15 protein-coding genes are annotated in these 19,568 nt (G+C 73.0%); 9 read left to right on the top strand and 6 right to left on the bottom strand.

What is annotated here, in order from left to right:
• The first annotated feature begins 260 nt into the window (after nucleotides 1-260).
• Together OG764_RS23670 and OG764_RS23675 are read left to right on the top strand one after the other, a co-directional pair.
• Nucleotides 261-2,207 carry a 4-alpha-glucanotransferase gene (locus OG764_RS23670; protein ID WP_328970429.1) on the top strand — a complete coding sequence of 649 codons (1,947 nt, stop codon included), beginning with the start codon at nucleotides 261-263 and terminating at the stop codon, nucleotides 2,205-2,207.
• Nucleotides 2,208-2,329: 122 nt separating this feature from the next.
• The gene (locus tag OG764_RS23675; RefSeq protein ID WP_328970430.1) at nucleotides 2,330-2,563 is read left to right on the top strand and encodes a hypothetical protein; all 234 of its coding nucleotides are present in this window, start codon (nucleotides 2,330-2,332) and stop codon (nucleotides 2,561-2,563) included.
• Between the two features lie 96 nt (nucleotides 2,564-2,659).
• Here OG764_RS23675 and OG764_RS23680 read toward each other — a convergent pair whose 3' ends face one another.
• Entirely contained in the window at nucleotides 2,660-3,148 is a 489-nt protein-coding gene (locus OG764_RS23680; RefSeq protein ID WP_328970431.1) for a MarR family winged helix-turn-helix transcriptional regulator, read from the bottom strand.
• Nucleotides 3,149-3,317: 169 nt separating this feature from the next.
• Between OG764_RS23680 and OG764_RS23685 the strand changes: the two genes are divergently transcribed.
• Genes OG764_RS23685 through OG764_RS23695 form a run of 3 tightly spaced genes read left to right on the top strand, consistent with a single transcriptional unit; the run spans nucleotide 3,318 to nucleotide 6,264 of the window.
• Nucleotides 3,318-4,271 (top strand): EamA family transporter, encoded by a 954-nt coding sequence (locus tag OG764_RS23685; protein WP_328970432.1) that lies wholly within the window; start codon nucleotides 3,318-3,320, stop codon nucleotides 4,269-4,271.
• A gap of 52 nt (nucleotides 4,272-4,323) precedes the next feature.
• Complete coding sequence (locus OG764_RS23690) at nucleotides 4,324-5,280, top strand: DMT family transporter (protein ID WP_443056236.1); 957 nt, start codon at nucleotides 4,324-4,326, stop codon at nucleotides 5,278-5,280.
• Nucleotides 5,281-5,289: 9 nt separating this feature from the next.
• On the top strand, nucleotides 5,290-6,264 hold the full coding sequence (locus OG764_RS23695; RefSeq protein WP_328970434.1) for a LysR family transcriptional regulator: 975 nt from the start codon (nucleotides 5,290-5,292) through the stop codon (nucleotides 6,262-6,264).
• A 54-nt stretch (nucleotides 6,265-6,318) separates the two neighbouring features.
• Here the strand turns inward: OG764_RS23695 and pepN are convergent, their stop codons facing one another.
• Both pepN and OG764_RS23705 read right to left on the bottom strand, forming a co-directional pair.
• Entirely contained in the window at nucleotides 6,319-8,922 is a 2,604-nt protein-coding gene (gene pepN, locus OG764_RS23700) for an aminopeptidase N (protein WP_328970435.1), read from the bottom strand.
• 145 nt (nucleotides 8,923-9,067) lie between these two features.
• The gene (locus OG764_RS23705; protein WP_328970436.1) at nucleotides 9,068-10,096 is read right to left on the bottom strand and encodes an aspartate-semialdehyde dehydrogenase; all 1,029 of its coding nucleotides are present in this window, start codon (nucleotides 10,094-10,096) and stop codon (nucleotides 9,068-9,070) included.
• 273 nt (nucleotides 10,097-10,369) lie between these two features.
• Between OG764_RS23705 and OG764_RS23710 the strand changes: the two genes are divergently transcribed.
• Nucleotides 10,370-11,899, top strand: coding sequence for a M28 family metallopeptidase (locus OG764_RS23710; protein ID WP_328970437.1), 1,530 nt, complete (start codon nucleotides 10,370-10,372; stop codon nucleotides 11,897-11,899).
• A gap of 101 nt (nucleotides 11,900-12,000) precedes the next feature.
• On the opposite strand, the gene OG764_RS23715 is transcribed toward OG764_RS23710, so the two are convergent.
• On the bottom strand, nucleotides 12,001-15,315 hold the full coding sequence (locus tag OG764_RS23715) for a S8 family serine peptidase (RefSeq protein ID WP_328970438.1): 3,315 nt from the start codon (nucleotides 15,313-15,315) through the stop codon (nucleotides 12,001-12,003).
• A gap of 275 nt (nucleotides 15,316-15,590) precedes the next feature.
• Complete coding sequence (locus OG764_RS23720) at nucleotides 15,591-16,160, bottom strand: CGNR zinc finger domain-containing protein (RefSeq protein WP_328970439.1); 570 nt, start codon at nucleotides 16,158-16,160, stop codon at nucleotides 15,591-15,593.
• Nucleotides 16,161-16,327: 167 nt separating this feature from the next.
• Here OG764_RS23720 and OG764_RS23725 point away from each other — a divergent pair, with 167 nt between their 5' ends.
• Both OG764_RS23725 and OG764_RS23730 read left to right on the top strand, forming a co-directional pair.
• On the top strand, nucleotides 16,328-16,783 hold the full coding sequence (locus OG764_RS23725; protein ID WP_328970440.1) for a VOC family protein: 456 nt from the start codon (nucleotides 16,328-16,330) through the stop codon (nucleotides 16,781-16,783).
• A gap of 22 nt (nucleotides 16,784-16,805) precedes the next feature.
• Nucleotides 16,806-17,783 carry a pyridoxamine 5'-phosphate oxidase family protein gene (locus OG764_RS23730; RefSeq protein ID WP_328970441.1) on the top strand — a complete coding sequence of 326 codons (978 nt, stop codon included), beginning with the start codon at nucleotides 16,806-16,808 and terminating at the stop codon, nucleotides 17,781-17,783.
• On the opposite strand, the gene OG764_RS23735 is transcribed toward OG764_RS23730, so the two are convergent.
• A complete protein-coding gene (locus OG764_RS23735) occupies nucleotides 17,759-18,757 on the bottom strand; it encodes a hypothetical protein (protein WP_328970442.1) in 999 nt (332 codons plus the stop codon). The two genes, OG764_RS23730 and OG764_RS23735, sit on opposite strands and share 25 nt — an antisense overlap.
• Before the next feature lie 220 nt (nucleotides 18,758-18,977).
• On the opposite strand from OG764_RS23735, the gene OG764_RS23740 reads away from it, so the two are divergent.
• Nucleotides 18,978-19,544: a peptidase inhibitor family I36 protein gene (locus OG764_RS23740; protein ID WP_328970443.1), complete on the top strand. Its 567-nt coding sequence runs from the start codon at nucleotides 18,978-18,980 to the stop codon at nucleotides 19,542-19,544.
• The last annotated feature ends 24 nt before the right edge of the window (nucleotides 19,545-19,568 follow it).

A 19,568-nucleotide genomic window follows, 5' to 3' on the forward strand; every position in this document is an offset into this window, starting at 1 on the left:
GGACGGTGAATGCTCCGGGACCGGCTGGGTAGGCCTGCGTTGCCCGGCCCGGGCCGTGTCCGAGCGGAGCGGCCCGCCGGGCGGGCGCTCCCGCCCCCGCCCGTGCGAAGGAGCAACTCCGTGACCGCATCCGCGCGTTGCCGGCCGTACCGGGGGCCCCGCAGCCCCGGCCGCGCCGCTGCCCGCCGGACGCGGACCACCAGCGGGCCGGCCGTCCCGGACGGCCCGTCAGGACACCAGACAGCCCAAGAGGTGTGCCCATGAGCCTGGCCCGGCTCGCCGCGATGCACGGGGTGGCCACCTCGTACTCGCCCTCGCAGGACCTGACCGTCGCGGTCCCCGACCGCACCGTCGTCGCCGTGCTCGCCGCCCTCGGCGCCGACGCCTCGACCCCGCAGGCGCTGCGGGCCGCCCTCGACGCCGCCGCGGCCCCGCGGCTGCTCCCGGCGACGGTCGTGCAGTGGGAGGGCGAGGGGGTGCCCGCCGCCCTCGGGCGGCTGCCCGCGGACACCGTCCTCGACGTCCGCCTGGAGGACGGCGGCACGAGCCCCTGGCGGACCGGACTGCCCTGCGGGGTGCACCGGCTGACCGCCCGCACCCCCGACGGGCGGCAGGCCGGGGCCACCCTCGTGGTGGCCCCCGAGCGGGCCCCCGAGCCACCCGCCCGGGTGCACGGCTTCCTGGTGCAGCTGTACTCGCTGCTGACGGACCGCTCCTGGGGCATGGGCGACCTCGGGGACCTCGCCGACCTCGCCGGCTGGGCGGCCACCGCCCACGGCGCCGGATTCGTCCAGGTCAACCCGCTGCACGCGGCCGTGCCCGGCAACCCCACCGACCCCTCCCCGTACCGCCCCTCCTCGCGCCGCTTCCCCGACCCCGTGCACCTGCGCGTCGAGGACGTCCCCGAACACGACCGCTGCGCCCACCGGGAGACCCTGGACCGGCTCGCCGAGGCGGGCGCCGGACTGCGCCGGGAGGTGCTGGAGAAGGGCGCGCTGATCGACCGGGACGCCGTCTGGGCCCTCAAGCGGGCCGCCCTGGAGCTCCTGTACGCGGTGCCGCGCAGCCCCGAACGGGAGCGCGACTATCGGGAGTTCCGCGCCGCGCAGGGCCCCGCCCTCGACGCGCACGCCGCCTGGTGCGCCCGGGCGGCCGGCGACGGGCCGCAGGGCGAGGACTTCCACCGCTGGCTGGTGTGGCTGACCGAGTCCCAGCTCTCCGCCGCCCAACAGGCCGCCCGCGGCGCCGGGATGGCGCTCGGTCTGGTGCACGACCTGGCGGTCGGCGTGCACCCCGAGGGCGCGGACGTCTGGGCCGAGCCGGGCGCCTACGCCGGCCGGATGTCGGTGGGCGCCCCGCCGGACGCCTTCAACGCCCGCGGCCAGGACTGGGGTCTGCCGCCCTGGCGGCCGGACGCGCTGGCCGCCTCCGGCTACGCCCCGTACCGCGCCCTGCTGCGCGGCCTGCTGCGGCACGCCGGCGCGCTGCGCATCGACCACGTGATGGGCCTGTTCCGGCTCTGGTGGATCCCCGAGGACGCCCCGCCGACCGAAGGCACGTACGTCTCGTACGACGCGGAGGCGATGCTCGCGATCCTGGTCCTGGAGGCGCACCGGGCCGGCGCGGTGGTCATCGGCGAGGACCTGGGGACGGTCGCGCCCGGGGTCCGCGAGGCCCTGGCCCGGCGCGGCGTGCTGGGCACCTCCGTGCTGTGGTTCGAGCGGGACTGGGCGGGCGGCGGGCGGCCGCTGGCCCCGGCCGACTGGCGGGCCGGCTGCCTCGCCACCGTGACCACCCACGACCTGCCGCCCACCGCCTCCCGGCTGGCGGGGGAGCACGTCGAACTGCGCGAACGGCTGGGCCTGCTCGGCGGCCCGCCGGAGCGGGAGCGGGCCGCCGACGCCGCCGAGACGGGCGAGTGGCTGGGCCTGCTGGCGTCCCTCGGCTTCGAGGTGGCGGGCGAGGAGCAGGCCGTGCAGGCCCTGTACGGCTTCCTGCTGCGCACCCCGGCCCGGCTGGTCGGGGTCTGGCTGCCGGACGCGGTGGGCGACCGCCGCCCGCAGAACCTGCCGGGCACCTGGGACCAGTACCCCAACTGGCGGCTGCCGGTGGCGGACGCCTCCGGGCGGCCGGTGACGCTGGCCCAGCTGGCGGCGTCGCGGCGGCTGAACGCCCTGATGGACGTGGTGCGGGCGGGGATCCGATGACCTCGCGGTGAGGCGCGGGCGCGCCGCCCGGGCGGGCCCGGCGCGGGCCGGGAGGCCGGCCGTGACCCCCGTACGGCACCCCCGGGCGCGCGGCCCGTTTAGGTGTTCGCTACGTTTGCACCGTGGACAAGAAGAACGCCCTGCGCGCCGGCGCCGTCACGGCCGGATCGACGCTGATGATGCTGCTGATGACGTCTCCCGCCCTCGCGCTCACGCGTGACGACGGTGACGACCCGGGCCCGGGCCTGAGCGTGGCCGAGACGCTCGGCCTGTACGTCGCCGCGCCGATCGTGCTGTTCCTGGTCATCGCCGGTCTGGTGATGGTGGGCGACAAGTCCCGCAAGCAGGCCAACTAACACCCGTCCGGATGTGCGCAGGGCGCCGGGGAGCCATCAGGCCCCCCGGCGCCCTGGCGCGTTCCCGGCCGCCCGGCCGGGGTGCCGGCGCGGTCCTCAGACCCCGGCCATGAGCTTGCGCAGCAGCCCGGTGAGCTGCTCCACCTCCTCGTCCGAGAGCCCGGTCAGCGCCTCGCGCTGAACCTCCAGCCCCGCGGTGACGGCCTCCTCGACCACGCTGAGCCCGCGTTCGGTCAAGGACACCTGGAGGCCCCGCCGGTCGTGCGGGTCGGGCGCCCGGCGCAGCAGCCCGGCCTTCTCCAGCTTGTCCAGCCGCCCCGTCATCCCGCCCGTGGTGAGCATCAGCGTGGCGGAGAGCTGGCGTGGCGAGAGGGTGTACGGCGCACCCGAACGGCGCAGGGTGGCGACGACGTCGAACTCGCCGCGCGAGACGCCGTAGCGCGCGTAGGTGCGCTCCATGGCGTCGCCCATGTTCCGGGTGATCCGGTAGATGCGGCCGAACACCGCCATGGGCGCGACGTCCAGGTCCGGCCGCACCACATTCCACTGCCCCGTGATCGCGTCAACCGCGTCCTTCTCGCTCATGACCGCAGTATCGGACAGGCGGTCGATGGATGGCAAGAAAGTTGCTTGTTAGAAAGTAGCTTAGGGGTAAGCTACTTTCTAACGATCTACTTCGCGACCGACTTCCCCGTCACCTCGCGATCTGCTCCACGGTCCACTTCCCCGAACCCCCTCCGGAGGGCCGCCCGCCATGAACCGCTACACCGTGGTCGCCGTGACCGCCCTCGCGCCCATCTCCTGGGGCTCGACCTACGCGGTGACCACCGAGTTCCTGCCGCCCGACCGCCCCCTGTTCACCGCGCTGATGCGGGCCCTGCCCGCCGGCCTGCTGCTCCTCGCCATGTCCCGCACCCTCCCCAGGGGCGAGTGGTGGTGGAAGTCCGCCGTCCTGGGCGCGCTGAACATCGGCGCCTTCTTCCCGCTGCTCTTCCTCTCCGCCTACCGGCTGCCCGGCGGCGTCGCGGCCGTCTTCGGATCCCTCGGCCCGCTGGTCGTCGTCGGCCTCGCCGCCCTGCTGCTGAGCGAGCGGGCCACCACCCGGTCCCTGCTCGCCGCGATCGCCGGCGCCCTCGGCGTCAGCATGGTGGTGCTCAAGGCCAATGCCGCGCTCGACCTGGTCGGCGTACTGGCCGGCGTCGCCGCCTCCTCCTGCATGGCCGCCGGCACCGTGATGACCAAGCGCTGGGGGCGTCCGCAGTGGGCCGGCCCGCTCGCCATGACGGGCTGGCAGCTCACCATGGGCGGCCTGCTGATCCTGCCGGTGGCCGCGCTCGTCGAAGGCGCGCCGCCCGCGCTCGACGGCCGGGCCTTCCTCGGCTACGGCTACCTGGCGCTGATCAACACCGGGATCGCGTACTGGCTGTGGTTCCGCGGCATCGGCCAGCTGAGCGCCACCTCGGCCACCCTGCTGGGACCGATGTCCCCGCTCACCGCCGCCGTCATCGGCTGGGCCGCCCTCGGCCAGGCGCTGACCCCCGTTCAGCTGGTGGGCATGGCGGTCGCCTTCACCGCCACCGTGGTGGGCCAGCTCCCGCCGCGCCCGCCCCGCACCACCCCCGGCGCCATCCCTGCATCGTTCAGTTCAACTGAACGGATCGATCGAAAAGATTCGATGGACCTGAGCAATGAGCGAGTGGGACGGTAGGCCCACGAACTCAGAACAGACCTGACCCGAGGGGGACCCCGAAGTGGCCGTCATGGACCGCGCCCGCACCGCCCGCAACCCGCAGCCCGCCGCCGCGCCCGCCTTCCCCGCCGCCGCCCCGGCCGGGAAGGGCGGACCGGTGAAGCGCGCCGCCGGACTCGGGGTGCTGCTGGCGCTGCTGGCCACGGTCGTCTGGTCCGGGAGCTTCGTCGCCACCCGCGGGATGGCCGAGACCGTGCCCCCCGTGCAGGCCGTCTTCTGGCGCTGGCTCATCGCCCTCGCCGCCGTCGCCCCCTTCGCCGCCCGCCAGACCTGGCGGCAGCGGCACCTGATCCGCCGCCACCTCGGCTACGTCACCCTCGCCGCGCTCTGCGGGGTCACCGTCTACAACACCCTCGTCCACCAGGCCGGACTGACCACCTCCGCCTCCAACATGGGCATGATCATGGCCGCCGCGCCCGTCCTCATGGCCGGCTACGCCCGGCTCGGCGGGGAGCGCCTGGGCGCCGTCCGCACCGGCGGCATGCTGATCGCCGCACTCGGCGTCCTGCTCCTCGTCGGCAAGGGCTCGCTCACCCCGGACTTCGCCGCCGGCGACCTGTGGATGTTCGGCGCGGCCCTGTCCTTCGCCTCGTACAGCGCGCTGCTGCGGCGCAAGCCCGCCGAGATCACCGGACTGCCCTTCCTCTTCACGACCTTCGTGCTCGGCGCCCTGATGCTGGCCCCCGCGTACGCCGTCTCCCTCGGCGTCCAGGGCGGCTTCACCGCCGGACCCGCCACCGTCGGCCCGCTGCTGTACGTCGGCGTCTTCTCCTCCGCCGTCGCCTTCTTCGCCTGGAACAAGGCGATCACGCTGATCGGCGCCGCCCGCGCCGGCATCGTCTACTACCTCCAGCCGGTGTGCGTGGCGCTGCTCTCCTACCCCCTGCTCGGCGAACGGACCGGCCCCGCCCAGCTGCTGTGCATGGCGCTGATCCTCGGCGGAGTCGCGCTGGGATCCCGCCGGTAGGTTCACCCCATGACCGGCGCGACCGAGTGGGACATCAAGAAGCTGCGGATCCTGCGGACCCTGGCCGAACACGGCACCGTCACCGCGACGGCCGAGGCGCTGCACATGACGCCCTCGGCCGTCTCGCAGGCGCTCACCAACCTCGCCCGGCAGCTCGGCGTCCCGCTGCTGGAGGCGCAGGGCCGCCGGGTCCGCCTCACCGACGCCGCCCACCTGGTCCTGCGGCACGCCGAGGCGGTCTTCGCCCAGCTGGAGCGCGCCGACGCGGAACTCGCCGGATACCTGGCGGGGGAGGCGGGCGAGGTCCGGCTCGGCGCGTTCTCCACCGCCGTGCCCGCGCTGGTGGTCCCCGCCGTCGCCGCCCTGCGCCGCACGCACCCCGGGATCGGGATCCGCGTCCAGGAGGCCGAGGCCGCGCAGGCGTACGAGCTGCTGTCGGCCGGGGCGGTGGACCTCGCGCTCTCCCTGGCCGCCCACGCGCCGGCCGGCCACGACCCGCGGTTCACGCGGATCGCCCTGCTGGAGGACCCGCTGGACGTGGCCTTGCCGCCCGGGCACCCGCTGGCCGGCGCCGCCGAACTGCGGCTGGCCGACCTCGCGTCCGACCCGTGGATCTTCGGCGGCTCCGGCCCCTGGTCCGAGATCACCCGTACGGCCTGTGACGCGGCCGGGTTCGTGCCGGAGCAGGCCCACTCGGCGGCCGGGTGGACCGCGATCCTCGCCATGGTCGGCGCGGGCATGGGCGTGGCCCTCGTCCCCCGGATGGCGGCCGCGCGGGCCGGCGACGCGGTCATCCGCGTCCTGACCCGCGACCGCCCGACCCGCCACGTCATCGCCGCGACCCGGCGCGGTGCCGATGCCGGGCCGGCCGTGGGCCGGGTGCTGGACGCCCTGCGGGCGGTGAGCGGGTCGCCGGGGCTCCGCCCCGGACCCCGCGCCTCAAACGCCGGCGGGGCTGGGCATTCCAGCCTGCGCGGCGTTTGAGCGCACCGGGCGCGGAGCGCACGGTCCGGGGTCCGGGGCGGAGCCCCGGGGGTGTTACTGCGCGGCCGCGTCGGCCGCCTGGGCCTTCAGCGCGCGCTCGACGCCCGAGCGGGACTCGGACACCAGCCGCCGCAGCGCGGCATTCGGCTCGGCGGCGGCCAGCCACGCGTCCGTCGCGTCCAGCGTCGCCTGCGACACCTGGAGCGACGGGTACAGGCCCACCGCGATCTGCTGCGCGATCTCGTGGCTGCGGGACTCCCAGATGTCCTTGACCACGGCGAAGTACTTCTCCGTGTAGGACGCCAGCAGCTCACGCTGATCGGTCTGCACGAAGCCGCCGATCACGGCCTCCTGCACGGCGTTCGGCAGGCTGTCGGACTCGATGACCGAGGCCCAGGCGGCCGCCTTCGCCGCCGCCGTCGGGCGGGCCGCGCGCGCGGTCGCCGCGTGGCGCTCGCCCGCCGCCGTCTTGTCCCGCTCCAGCTCGGCCGCGATCTGCGCCTCGTCGGCCCGGCCGGTCGCCGCCAGCCGCTCCAGGAACGCCCAGCGCAGCTCGGTGTCCACGACCAGGCCCTCGACGCTCTCGCTGCCGTCGAGCAGCGCGGCGAGCAGGTCCAGCTGCTCACCGGTGCGGGCGGTCGCGGCGAACGCGCGCGCCCACGCCAGCTGGTGGTCGCTGCCCGGGGCAGCCGCCCGCAGGTGCTCCAGCGAGGCCTCGGTCCACGCGGCCAGACCCTGGTCCCGCCACGCCGGGTCGGCGTACAGGTCGACGGCCAGCTTCACCTGGCGGTGCAGCGACTGCACCACGCCGATGTCGGACTCCTTGGCGATGCCGGACAGCACCAGCGACAGGTAGTCGCGGGCGGCCAGCTCGCCGTCGCGGGTCATGTCCCAGGCCGAGGCCCAGCACAGCGCCCGCGGCAGCGAGGCCTCGAAGTCGCCCAGGTGCGCGGTGACCTTCGCGAGCGAGTGCTCGTCGAGGCGGACCTTGGCGTACGACAGGTCGTCGTCGTTGAGCAGGACCACGTCCGGCCGGTGGTGGCCCACCAGCTCCGGCACGTCGGTCAGTTCGGCGGCCGCGATGTCCAGCTCGACGCGGCGCTCGCGCAGCAGCTTGCCGCTCGCGTCGTCGAGCGAGTAGAAGCCGATGGCGATCCGGTGCGGGCGCAGCACGGGCTTGCCCTGCGCGCCGGCGGGCAGCGCCGGGGCCTCCTGGCGGACCCGGAACGAGGTGATCGTCCCGTGCTCGTCGGTCTCGATCTCGGGGCGCAGGATGTTGATGCCGGCCGTCTGCAGCCACGCCGTCGACCATGCGGTCAGGTCACGGCCGGAGGTCTCCTCCAGCGCGCCCAGCAGGTCCGACAGGCGGGTGTTGCCGAAGGCGTGCGCCTTGAAGTACGCCTGCACGCCCTTGAAGAACTCGTCCTGGCCGACGTACGCCACGAGCTGCTTGAGCACCGAGGCGCCCTTGGCGTAGGTGATCCCGTCGAAGTTGACGAGGACGTCGTCCAGGTCGCGGATGTCCGCCATGATCGGGTGCGTGGACGGCAGCTGGTCCTGGCGGTAGGCCCAGGTCTTCATGGAGTTCGCGAAGGTGGTCCACGCGTGCGGCCACTTCGAGCCCTCGGCGTACGCCTGGCAGGCGATCGAGGTGTAGGTGGCGAACGACTCGTTCAGCCACAGGTCGTTCCACCACTCCATGGTGACCAGGTCGCCGAACCACATGTGGGCCAGCTCGTGGAGGATGGTCTCCGCGCGCACCTCGTACGCCGCGTCCGTGACCTTGGAGCGGAACACGTACTGGTCGCGGATGGTCACCGCGCCCGCGTTCTCCATCGCGCCCGCGTTGAACTCCGGCACGAAGAGCTGGTCGTACTTGGCGAACGGGTAGTCGTAGGCGAACTTCTCCTGGAACCAGTCGAAGCCCTGCCGGGTGACCTCGAAGATCGCGTCCGCGTCGAGGAACTCGGCCAGCGAGGGACGGCAGTAGATGCCGAGCGGCACGCGCTGGCCGTCCTTGCCCTCGTACGAGCTGTGCACCGCGTGGTACGGGCCGACGATCAGCGCGGTGATGTACGTCGAGATCCGCGGGGTCGGCTCGAAGGACCAGACGTTGTCCTTGACGTCCGCGGCCTCGGCCCCCTCGGGAATCTCCCGCGGGGAGTTCGAGATGACCGTCCAGCCCTCGGGGGCCTTCACGGTGAAGCGGAAGGTCGCCTTCAGGTCGGGCTGCTCGAACGAGGCGAACACCCGGCGGGCGTCCGGCACCTCGAACTGGGTGTACAGGTAGGCCTGCTCGTCCACCGGGTCGACGAAGCGGTGCAGCCCCTCGCCGGTGTTGGTGTACGCGCAGTCCGCGACGACCTTCAGCTCGTTCGGCCCGGCCGCCAGCTCGGCCAGCGCGATCCGCGAGTCACGGAAGACGGCCGCGACGTCGAGGGACTTCCCGTTGAGCACGACCTCGTGCACGGCGGGCGCGACCAGGTCGATGAAGGTCTCCGCGCCGGCCTCGGCGGAGTCGAAGCGCACCGTGGTCTCGGACCGGTAGGTGCCCCCCTCCTGGGCCCCGCTGAGATCGAGGTCGATCTCGTACGAGTCGACGGTGAGCAGCTTTGCGCGCTGCTGAGCCTCTTCACGGGTCAGATTCGTGCCTGGCACGCGGTCATCTCCTTCGATGGTGACGTTGCCGCCCATCTTTCCACGCCGGACGTGCCCCCGGCCTGGGAGTAATCTCCGGGCGGAACCGCGAACGCCGGAGGGGAGGGAACCCGCGCGGGTTCCCTCCCCTCCGGCGTTCGGCAGGTCAGCCGCGGAGTTCGTCCGCTACCAGCTCGGCGATCTGGACCGCGTTGAGGGCGGCGCCCTTGCGGAGGTTGTCGTTCGAGAGGAAGAGGGCGAGGCCGTTCTCGACGGTCTCGTCCACGCGGATCCGGCCCACGTACGAGGCGTCCTTGCCGGCCGCCTGGAGCGGGGTCGGGATCTCGGACAGCTCGACGCCGGGCGCCTCGCGCAGGAGCTCGTACGCGCGCTCCACGCTGATCGGGCGGGTGAAGCGGGCGTTGACCTGGAGCGAGTGGCCGGAGAAGACCGGGACGCGCACGCAGGTGCCGGACACCTTGAGCTCCGGGATCTCCAGGATCTTGCGGGACTCGTTGCGGAGCTTCTGCTCCTCGTCCGTCTCGAAGCTGCCGTCGTCGACCAGGTTGCCCGCGAGCGGGACCACGTTGTAGGCGATCGGCCGCTTGTAGACCTGCGGCTCGGGGAACTCGACGGCCTCGCCGTCGAAGGCCAGCTGGTCGGCGGCCTCGGCGACCGCGCAGGCCTGGCCCTTGAGCTCGGCGACACCGGCCACGCCGGAGCCGGACACGGCCTGGTAGGTGGTGGCGATCAGCGCGGTCAGGCCGGCCTCTTCGTGGAGCGGGCGCAGCACCGGCATCGCGGCCATCGTGGTGCAGTTCGGGTTCGCGATGATGCCCTTGGGGCGGTCCTTGATCGCGTGCGGGTTGACCTCGGAGACCACCAGCGGGACCTCGGGGTCCTTGCGCCAGGCGGAGGAGTTGTCGATCACGACGGCACCCTGGGCGGCGACCTTCTCGGCGAGGGCCTTGGAGGTGGCGCCGCCCGCGGAGAACAGCACGATGTCCAGGCCGGAGTAGTCGGCGGTGGCCGCGTCCTCGACGGTGATCTCCCGGCCCTCCCACTCCAGCGTGGAGCCGGCCGAGCGGGCCGAGGCGAACAGCCGCAGCTCGGCCACCGGGAACTTCCGCTCCGCGAGGATGCGGCGCATGACTGTGCCGACCTGACCGGTGGCTCCGACGATTCCGACCCTCACGGTGACTCCTTCTGGTTCGTGCAGCTGGGACAAGCCTGCTCCATCATGCGTGCGACCCCTGGCCGCTTGTCCAATCCGTTGTCCGCAGTGCGGACCGCCGCCGGCGGGCGGGGGAGCGTCCGCCGGGCGGGCTCCCGGTATGACAAGTGTGTGGCGGGCTTGTTGCCCGGGGCCGGAAAGGCCCGTCCGGGGCGTCCGGAGTGGTTACGGTCCGTTCTGTCGTGCCCGATATACGGACACGTGTTCCGCAGACCGAACTCGGGGAGAACCACCGTGCGCGCCCACCGCCACCGCAACCGGACCATAGCGGCCCTCGTCACCGCCGCCGTCGCCACGCCCGTCCTGCTCACCGTCACCCCTGCCGTCGCCTACGAGCGCGCCGCCGCGCCGTCCGCCGCGCCCGCCTCGGCGTCCGCCGGGACGCACGCGGACCGGAAGGCCGGGAAGCTCGCCAGGGAGCTGGTCAAGCAGGCCTCCGGCAAGGGCGCCTACCGCCACCTGGTGAAGTTCCAGCAGATCGCCGACGCCAACGGCGGCAACCGGGCCGCGGGCACGCCCGGCTACGACGCCTCCGCCGCGTACGTGCACGCCCGGCTGAAGAAGGCCGGCTACAAGGTCGCCTACCAGAGCTTCGACGTGTACGAGGCGCGGACCCGCACCGAGAAGGTCTCCGTGGTCTCCCCGGACGCCCGGGACCTGGCCGCGGCCGCCTTCACCTTCACCACGTCCACGCCGAAGGGCGGGCTCGCCGCCCCGATCGCCCTCGCGCGGGTCGACGAGACCCCCGGCTGCGACGCCACCGACTTCCCCGCCGGCGCCTTCACCGGGAAGATCGCCCTGGTCAAGCGGGGTGCCTGCACCTTCGCCGAGAAGCAGAAGGCCGCCGCCGACGCAGGCGCCATCGGACTCGTCGTCTACAACCACAGCGGCACCACTGCGGTCCGCGGCTCGTTCGGGTCCCCGTCCGAGGGCCGGATCCCGAGCGCGGGCATCACCCTCGCCGACGGTGAGGCGCTGACCGCCGCGGCCGCCAAGGGCGAGGTGAAGCTGAAGCTCGACCTCGACCAGGAACACGTCCGGCACAAGACCCGCAACGTGATCGCGGAGACCCGTGGCGGGCGCGCCGACAAGGTCGTCGCCGTCGGCAGCCACCTCGACTCGGTGCCGGAGGGCCCGGGCATCAACGACAACGGCTCGGGCTCCGCCGGCCTGCTGGAGGTCGCGCTCAAGCTGGCCGACCAGACCCGCAAGACCGGCAAGCAGCCCGCCAACAAGGTGCGGTTCGCCTGGTGGTCCGGCGAGGAGCTGGGCCTGCTCGGCTCCGAGCACTACGTCGCCTCGCTCAGCGACAGGCAGAAGAAGAACATCGCCCTCTACCTGAACTTCGACATGATCGCCTCGCCGAACCCGGCGCAGTTCGTCTACGACGGCGACGACTCGGACAAGACCGGCGAGGGCGCGGGCCCGGCCGGCTCGGCGCAGATCGAGAGCCTGATCAACGGCTTCCTCGACAAGAAGCGCAAGCCGCACGAGGGCACCGACTTCGACGGCCGCTCCGACTACGGCCCGTTCATCGCGAGCGGCATCCCCGCGGGCGGCACCTTCACCGGCGCCGAGGGCATCAAGACCCCCGAGCAGGCGGCCCGCTACGGCGGCACGGCCGGCGCCCCGTACGACCCGAACTACCACGGCGCGGGCGACGACCTGAAGAACCTGGACCTGAAGGTGTTCGACACGAACGTGGACGTCATCGCCCACGCGGTCGGCACGTACGCCCAGGACCTGCGCTCCCTCAAGGGCTGACGCGCGGGGCCGCGGGCACCGCGGCGGCATGACGAAGGGGCGGGCGCTCTGACGAGCGCCCGCCCCTCCTGCATGTCCTGCCTCACGGCGAGGTCACTCCGTTACGGGGTGACGCTCTCGATCCGGACGCTGCCGCTGCCCGCCGCGGTGCCGCGGGCGTTGACGAGCTTGACCTCACCGAAGAACTGACGGCCCTCGGGGGCCGCGCTGGCCACCACGACGTTGGCGTTGACCGTGGCGGAGGCGCCGTTGGCCAGGTTCACCGTCGCGGCGTCGTCGACCTGGACGGTGCCCAGGGAGTCGGCGAAGTACACGTCGCGGTAGTCGTAGGTGGTGGTGCCGGCCGGGACGGCGTAGCCGATGACCTTGACCGAGTAGGTGCCGGCGGCCGGGTTGGCCAGGGACACGGCCTCCTCGGAGTCGCCGTCCGCGGAGGAGCCGACCTTCACGCCGTCCTTGTAGACCTCGAGGTCGAGGTCCGCACCCGCGTCGGAGACGCCGCCGATGGCCACGTCCAGGCGCGAGGCGCCGGCGCCGATGACGAACTCGCTGGTCTGGGTCTCACCGTTGGCGATGGTCGGCTTGGTGACCTTCGCCGAGCCGAGCGGGCCGCCCTTGAGCTTGCCCGTCAGGCCCGCCCAGTTGTTGGTGACGTTCCACTGGACCGGCGCCGGGGTGCCGATCTTCGCCTCGGGCAGGACCTTGACGGCCGGGTCGAAGGCGACGCCCAGGACCGACACGTCCAGGGTGTACGGGTTGTCGAGCAGCGGCGACGTGCGGCGCGCCTCGACCTCGATCTCCCAGACGCCCGGCTGCGGCTCGGCAACCGAGCGCAGGTCGGGGCGGCAGGTGTTCGCCGGGTTGTTGTAGTTCGGGTAGCAGTTGACCGTGGAGGTCGGGTCGACGGCCACACCGTACGGGTGGATCGAGATGAAGCGCGTCTGGCTGCCGGCCGCGAGACCGCCGAGGGCGACCTCGAGGGACTTGGCGCCCGCGGGCACCGTCACGAAGTACGACGTGTGGCTGTTGCGCTGCACCGAAGCGGTCTCGGAGAAGCCGAAGGACGGCTTCGCGAGCTGCTTGGCGACGACCACGGTCGAGAGGACCTGCTTGTCGATGCCCTCGGTGGTCGCGTCGTCCAGCTGCAGCAGGCCGCTGTGCACGCCCGCGGTCTTGGCCTTGGCCTCGACCTTGACCGTGACCGGCTTGTTGAGCGGCAGGGTGACGTAGTCGTAGCCGCCGACGACCTTGAAGGTGCCGTCGTTGTTGCGCCACGTCAGGTCGTGGCGGACGCCGTACTTCGGACCCGAGGTGCGGGTCACGACGACGTCGTAGACCTTCTTCTGGCCGGTCTTCAGGCCGCCTTCGCGGTCGTAGATGCCGGTGCCGAAGCCGGGGGTCTTCAGGAACTGGTCGAGCGCGGTGTCGACCGGCGCCTTCACGGTGTAGTCGTGGGCCTTCGCGCCGCGCTGGATCGAGTCCCAGGCGCTGTTCACATTGATGAGGCCCGCGCCCTGCTCGTGCGCGCCGTAGCCCTTGATCTTCTTCGCGGTGCTGGTCAGCGCGGTGCGCAGGGCGACCGGCGGCAGGGCGATCTTCGCCTGCTTGGCGGCCGACAGGAGCAGCGCGCTGGCGCCGGCGGCCTGCGGCGAGGACATCGAGGTGCCCTGCAGCATGCCGTAGCCGGCCGGGAGGGCGTAGCCGGCCTCCGCGACGGGCGCACCGGGCAGCCAGGTCTGGATGGTGTTGATCGACGCGCCGGGCGCGGTGATGACCGGCGCCTGGCCGCCGTCCTCGCGCGGACCGCGCGAGGAGAACGGGAACATCGCGTACGCCTTGTCGACGCCGGAGCCGTAGTTGGCGGCCCACGTGTCCTTGGAGACCGCGGCACCCACCGAGAGGACCTTGTCGGCCAGGCCGGGGTCGCCGATGGTGTTGGTGCCCGGGCCCGAGTTGCCGGCCGAGATGACCAGCTGGACGCCGTAGGTGTCGATGAGGCGGGTGTAGAGCTCCGCGCGGGCGTTGTTGCCGTCGTTGAGCGCCGGCAGGCCGCCGATGGACATGTTGACGATGTCCACGCCGCGGTTGACGACGAGGTCGATCATGCCCTCGGTCAGCGCGACGTTGGTGCAGCCGCCGGACCAGGAGCAGGCGCGCGAGGAGACGAGCTTGGCGCCGGGCGCCTGACCGTTCATCTTGCCGCCGAACAGGCTGTTGGCGGCGGTGATGCCGGCCACGTGCGTGCCGTGCTCGGACTCGATGATGCCGACGTTGACGAAGTCGGCCTTCTTGCCGACCCAGTCACCGCCCAGCGGGTCCATCGGGACGTCCTTGCGGATCTCGATGACGAACGGGATCCGCTCGGCCACCTCGGTGGCCGGGTTGTCCGTACCGAAGTAGCCGACCTGGTAGCCGTCCTTGTACGGCTTCATCGGCTCGTTGTCCGTGAAGTCGTTGTTCTGGTCGGTGTCCACGCGGACGGTGCCGGCCACCGGGTCGTACAGCAGGCCGAACCGGTCGGTGGTGTCGCCGTCGCGGTTGACGTCGCCCGCCATGTCGCCGGTCGCGGTGATCGACTCGGAGAAGCGGCTCCACTGGAAGCTGCCCTCGGGGGCCTTCCAGCTCTGGCTGCCCGCGGTGAAGGTGCCGCCGGAGACCGGGGTGATCTGCGCGCGCCAGGTGGCGTCGGCGTCGGTCAGCGGGTCGGTCGCGGTGACCCAGTCGACGATCTTGCGCTCGCCGGTGGTGGTCTTCTGCAGCGCCGGGTGGCCGAGGTCGACACCCGAGTCGAGGATGCCGATGGTCACACCGCGGCCGTCGGCCTGCGGGTGCTTCTTCACGAAGTCCACGGAGCCCGTCTCGAAGGACGGGTTGTACGGGTTCTTCGCCGGCGTGGCCTTGTCGGGGGCCGGGTAGGACGCGTCGGCGGTCCGCTTGACCGTGCCGGTCTCGCGGTCCGCGTCCGGACGCGGGTCCTCCAGCTTGATCTCGTGGCGCAGGTCGATGCCCTGCACGGAGGAGAGCTTCGCGGCCGCCTTCAGCGCCGCCTCCGCCGTCGCGGTCGGGAGGGTGGCGCGGACGTAGCCGAGCTTGTCGTACGTCTTGCCCACCGAGGCGCCGGCCACGGCGTCGAGCTGCTGGGCCACCTGCTCGGTGGCGCCGGGGGTGGTGGCGACCATCGCGGTGACGGTCTTCTCGCCCTTGGCCTCGGCCGCGGCCAGAAGCTTGGCGTCGTCCGAACCGAGCTTGTCGTCGGCCGACTTGAGCGGAGCGGTGGCAGCCGGGTCGTCGGCGGTCACCGCCGCGAACGCCGGGACGGGACCGGCTGCCGCGAGGGCGGCGACCAGGCCCGCCGCGGCCGCGACGCGCGCAGCGCGTCTGGCCCCGGATATCGAACTGGGGGATTCGAGGGTCATCAGCATCCCTGATAAGTGAAAGAAACGGTCCGGAATTCGGTGCCGGATGACCGGTCAGCCTTGCGCACGTGACCGCCTTTTGGGGAGGCCTGTCAGAGACGGGTGTCCGTCATGGCGGACACCCGCCAGCGCGCCGGATGCGTCAGCGGGCTCGTACCGGGACACACCGGTACGAGCCGAAGGGGATGCAGAGGGGTCGTTAGTCGACTTGTCGACTCACCTGCCGACGCGCTCGCCGGCCCGTCTGCCGACGCGCGTGCCGGCCCGCCTGCCGCTCACTGGTCGTCGCGGGAGCGGGCGTAGTGGCGGGAGGCCTTCGCCCGGTTTCCGCAGGCCGCCATCGAGCACCAGCGCCGGGTGCCGTTGCGCGAGGTGTCGTAGAAGTGCAGGACACAGGCGTCGTGGGCGCATGCGCGGATGCGGTCGGGTGCGGTGCGCAGCAGCCCGAGGTAGTCGTGTGCCGCGAGCCAGCCCGGGCCCCAGGTGCGGTCCTCGAACTCGGGGGTCTCGCCCGGACCTTCGGCGGTCAGGGTCGGCCGCAGCCGGCCGTGCCCGAGCACCGCGTCGACGAGCGCCCGGCCCCCGGCGTCGGCCGGGTCGGCGACGGCGCGGGCGAGCGCCTCGCGGGCGGTCAGCAGGTGGACGAGGGTCGGGGCGTCGGCGCGGAAGCGGGCGGCCAGGCCGGCGCTCTCCAGCCAGCGGGCGAGGCCCTCCAGCCGGGTCAGTCCCGCGGCGCCCGCGAACAGGTCCTGCGGCTCCCCGTCGTGCATCCAGCGGGTGTTCAGCAGGTCCAGGGAGAGCGGCTCCCCGATGAGCGGGCGGGGGTCCTGTGCGGCGCCGGTCATGCCTGTCTCCTCCATCGGCTAACCACTCAAGAGTACGTGACCGGTTGACGCCTCCCCCTCTAACCCTTAAAGTCAAATTGAAAGGTTAGGCATCCGGGGGCGTGTCCGGACCGCCGAAGAGCCCGAACCGAAGAACCAGAAGCGAAGAACCGAAGAGAGGACCAGCCATGACGGCTGTCGGCACCCTGAGCACCGGCCACGTGGGCCTGAACGTCACCGACCTCGCCCGCTCGCTCGCCTTCTACCGCGACGCGCTCGGCTTCGACCTGCTCGGGGAGGGCAAGGAGGCGGACCGCCGGTACGCGTTCCTCGGCCGGGGCGGGGTACTCGTCCTGACCCTCTGGGAGCAGGCCGACGGCGCCTTCGCCCCCGCCGCCGCGGGCCTGCACCACCTGGCCCTGACGGCGGGCTCGATCGAGGAGGTCCGGGCGCACGAGGCCCGGCTGCGTGCCCTGGACGTGGTCTTCGCCTACGAGGGAGTGGTCGCCCACGCCGAGGGCGCGGCCTCCGGCGGGATCTTCTTCCACGACCCGGACGGAACCCGCCTGGAGATCTCCGCCCCGGCCGGCGCCGAAGGCGCACCCGCCCCCACCGTCGGCGCCCCCACCTGCGGTTTCTTCTAAACCCTCAGTCGAGGAGACGGCCATGGCAGCAGCAGAGGCAGCAGAGGCAGCAGAGGCAGCAGGGGCGGCAGGAGCGACGGCCGCCGGGCAGCAGCCCTACCACCGGGGCTCCCGCACCGTGCAGGACCGGGTCGGGGTCCGTGACCTCGCCGACCACGTCGGACGCTCGATCGGCCCGGGCATCCGCGAGGTCGCCGCCGCGTTCCTCGGGATGCAGCCGCTGCTCGTCGTCGGGGCCGCCGACGCGCCCGGTCCCGGGGGCCGGATGTGGGCCTCCCTGCTGACCGGGCCGCCCGGTTTCGCACGGGCCGTCGGCCCGGACCGGATCGCCGTCACCGGCGGCGCACCGGCGGGCGATCCGCTCGCCGGCGCGCTCGCCGCGCCCGGGACCGAGGTCGGCACCATCGCCCTGGACCCGCGCACCCGCCGCCGGATGCGGCTCAACGGCACCGCGCAGCCCACTGCGCGCGGTTTCGCCGTCACCGCCCGGCAGGTCTTCTCCAACTGCCCGAAGTACCTTCAGAAACGGCAGCCGCTGGCCGTCGAGGAGGCCGGCGCCGGCGTCGTGCGGCGCGGCCCGGCCCTCACCCCCGGTCAGCGGCGGACCGTCCGCGCCGCCGACACGTTCTTCATCGCCACCACCGCCCCCGACGGGGTGGACGCCAGCCACCGCGGCGGCAACCCCGGCTTCGTCGAGGTGCTCTCCCCGACCGAGCTCGCCTGGCCGGACTACGCCGGCAACGCCATGTTCCTGACCCTCGGCAACCTGGAAGCCGACCCCCGCGCCGGACTGCTCTTCCCCGAGTGGGAGACCGGCCGGACCCTCCAGCTCACCGGCCGCGCCCGCACCGAGTTCGGCCCCGACGGCGCCCGCACCGTCCGCTTCACCGTCGAGGAGGCGGTCGAGAGCGCCCACCCCGGCCGGCTGTTGTGGAGCACCCCCGAGTACTCCCCGGCCAATCCGCCCGCCCCCGGTCACCTCGGGAGGACGACGAGATAGGCGGCCGGGTCGCGGTCGCCGGACGCGGTCAGCGCGGTCCGGATGACCGCGGCCTGCTGCTCGGCGTGGTCGCGCAGCTTGCGCGGGGTGATGTACACGACGGTCAGCCCCAGCCGCTCCAGGTGCTCGCGCTTGCGCGCGTACTCGCTCCACTGCTCGTCCTCGCCCTGCCGCGGGGCCCGGGTGTCCAGCTCCACCGCGACCGCCTGGTCCGGCCAGTACGCGTCCACCCCGCCCAGGGGCGGACCGCCCGGCAGCCGCAGGTCCACGTTCCACAGCGGGTCCGGCAGGCCGGCGTCCCGGACGAGCCGGATCAGCCGGTCCTCGGCGATCGCGCGGCCCTCGGCGAGCAGCGAGTCGACGGCGTCCACCACGTGCGGCCGGTTCAGCAGCCGCGCCTGCGTCAACTCGCGTACCACCGCGGCCGGTTCGCAGTGCCCCCCGCGTACCGCCTCGCTCAGCAGCCGCCGTACGGTGCCCGCGTCGTCTAGCTCGGCCACCGCGTCGGCCAGCGCCCGCGCCACCGGCGCCACCGGCAGCCCCGTGACCTCCTGGGACGTCGGCATGGAGTGGGTGCGCACCAGGTGCACCCAGCCCGTCGAGCGCAGCCGCCGGGTGCCGGGCACCAGGACGTCGATCCGGTCGAGGGCGAGCAGTGGGGGAGCGGAGCTGAAGCGGTACAGGGCCAGCGCCGCCAGCCCGGTGATCATCGCCTCGCCGCCGCGCCGGCCGGCGTACAGCAGCGCCCCGTGCAGCCGCTCCTCGCTGGTGGGCGGGCCCGGGTGGAGCAGGAACACGCCTGGCAGCACCTGCTGCCAGGGGCCGCCGGGCCGGCAGCGCTCGGCCGTGTCGGAGGGCGTGATGCCGTGCTGGCGCAGCTGTCCGACGCCGAGGATGCGCGGGCGCGCTCCGGTGAGGTGCTGGAGCGGGCGGGGAGCGGAAACACCGTGGAAGGTGGGGGAGTTGTGGTTCATGAAGCCGAGATTCCCGCACCGGGCACCCCCGCTAACCGCTGTTACATGCCCGTCGACAAATCCGGACAACCCCGCACTAAAGTACGGACGTTCGACTGCCGACACTGCGCAGCGGTCCGGGGCCGCCCTATGACGTCATAGGTACCCGAAACGTGAGGTCAGGGCCAGTGTTTCTCTCGTAGCCGGCACCACAGTGGGGCCGGAACAGGGGAGGAACACCATGCGTAGTGTGAAGACCGTACTGGTCGGATCGGCGGCCGTGGCCGCACTGCTGAGCGTCGCGGTTCCCGCCGGCGCCCAGTCGTCGGCTCCGGCCGCGCCGACGGCGCAGATGACGGTCGAGCAGCAGGTCCAGGGCCTCCTGAAGTACAACAAGGGCGCCAAGCAGACGGGTCGGAACACGGTGCGGCTCGCACCCGGCGTAGTCGCCACCGTGCGTGACAACCGCTCCGCCTACGCCTCGTGGCCCTGGGACGGTTTCGGCTGCCGGGCCGGCTACCTGTGCCTGTGGGAACACGCCAACATGAGCGGCGCGTCGATCGACTTCACGAACTGCCGGACCGAGAACCTCTGGGGCTACCGGACCCCCTCCGGCTCGTACTGGGCCGACCGCGTCTCCTCGTACAGCAACAACCAGACCGGCAGCGTGACCTCGCGCTTCTACGACGGCGGCGTCGAGATCCTCAACGAGGGGGCCACCGGGTACCGCCGGAACCTCCAGTACGACAAGGTGATCGGCGGCAACGGCTACGCCAACGACCGGATCGACTCCGTCAGGGTCTGCTGACCCCCGCCCCGGAACAAGGCGGGG

Source organism: Streptomyces sp. NBC_00239 (assembly GCF_036194065.1).
GTDB lineage: Bacteria > Actinomycetota > Actinomycetes > Streptomycetales > Streptomycetaceae > Streptomyces.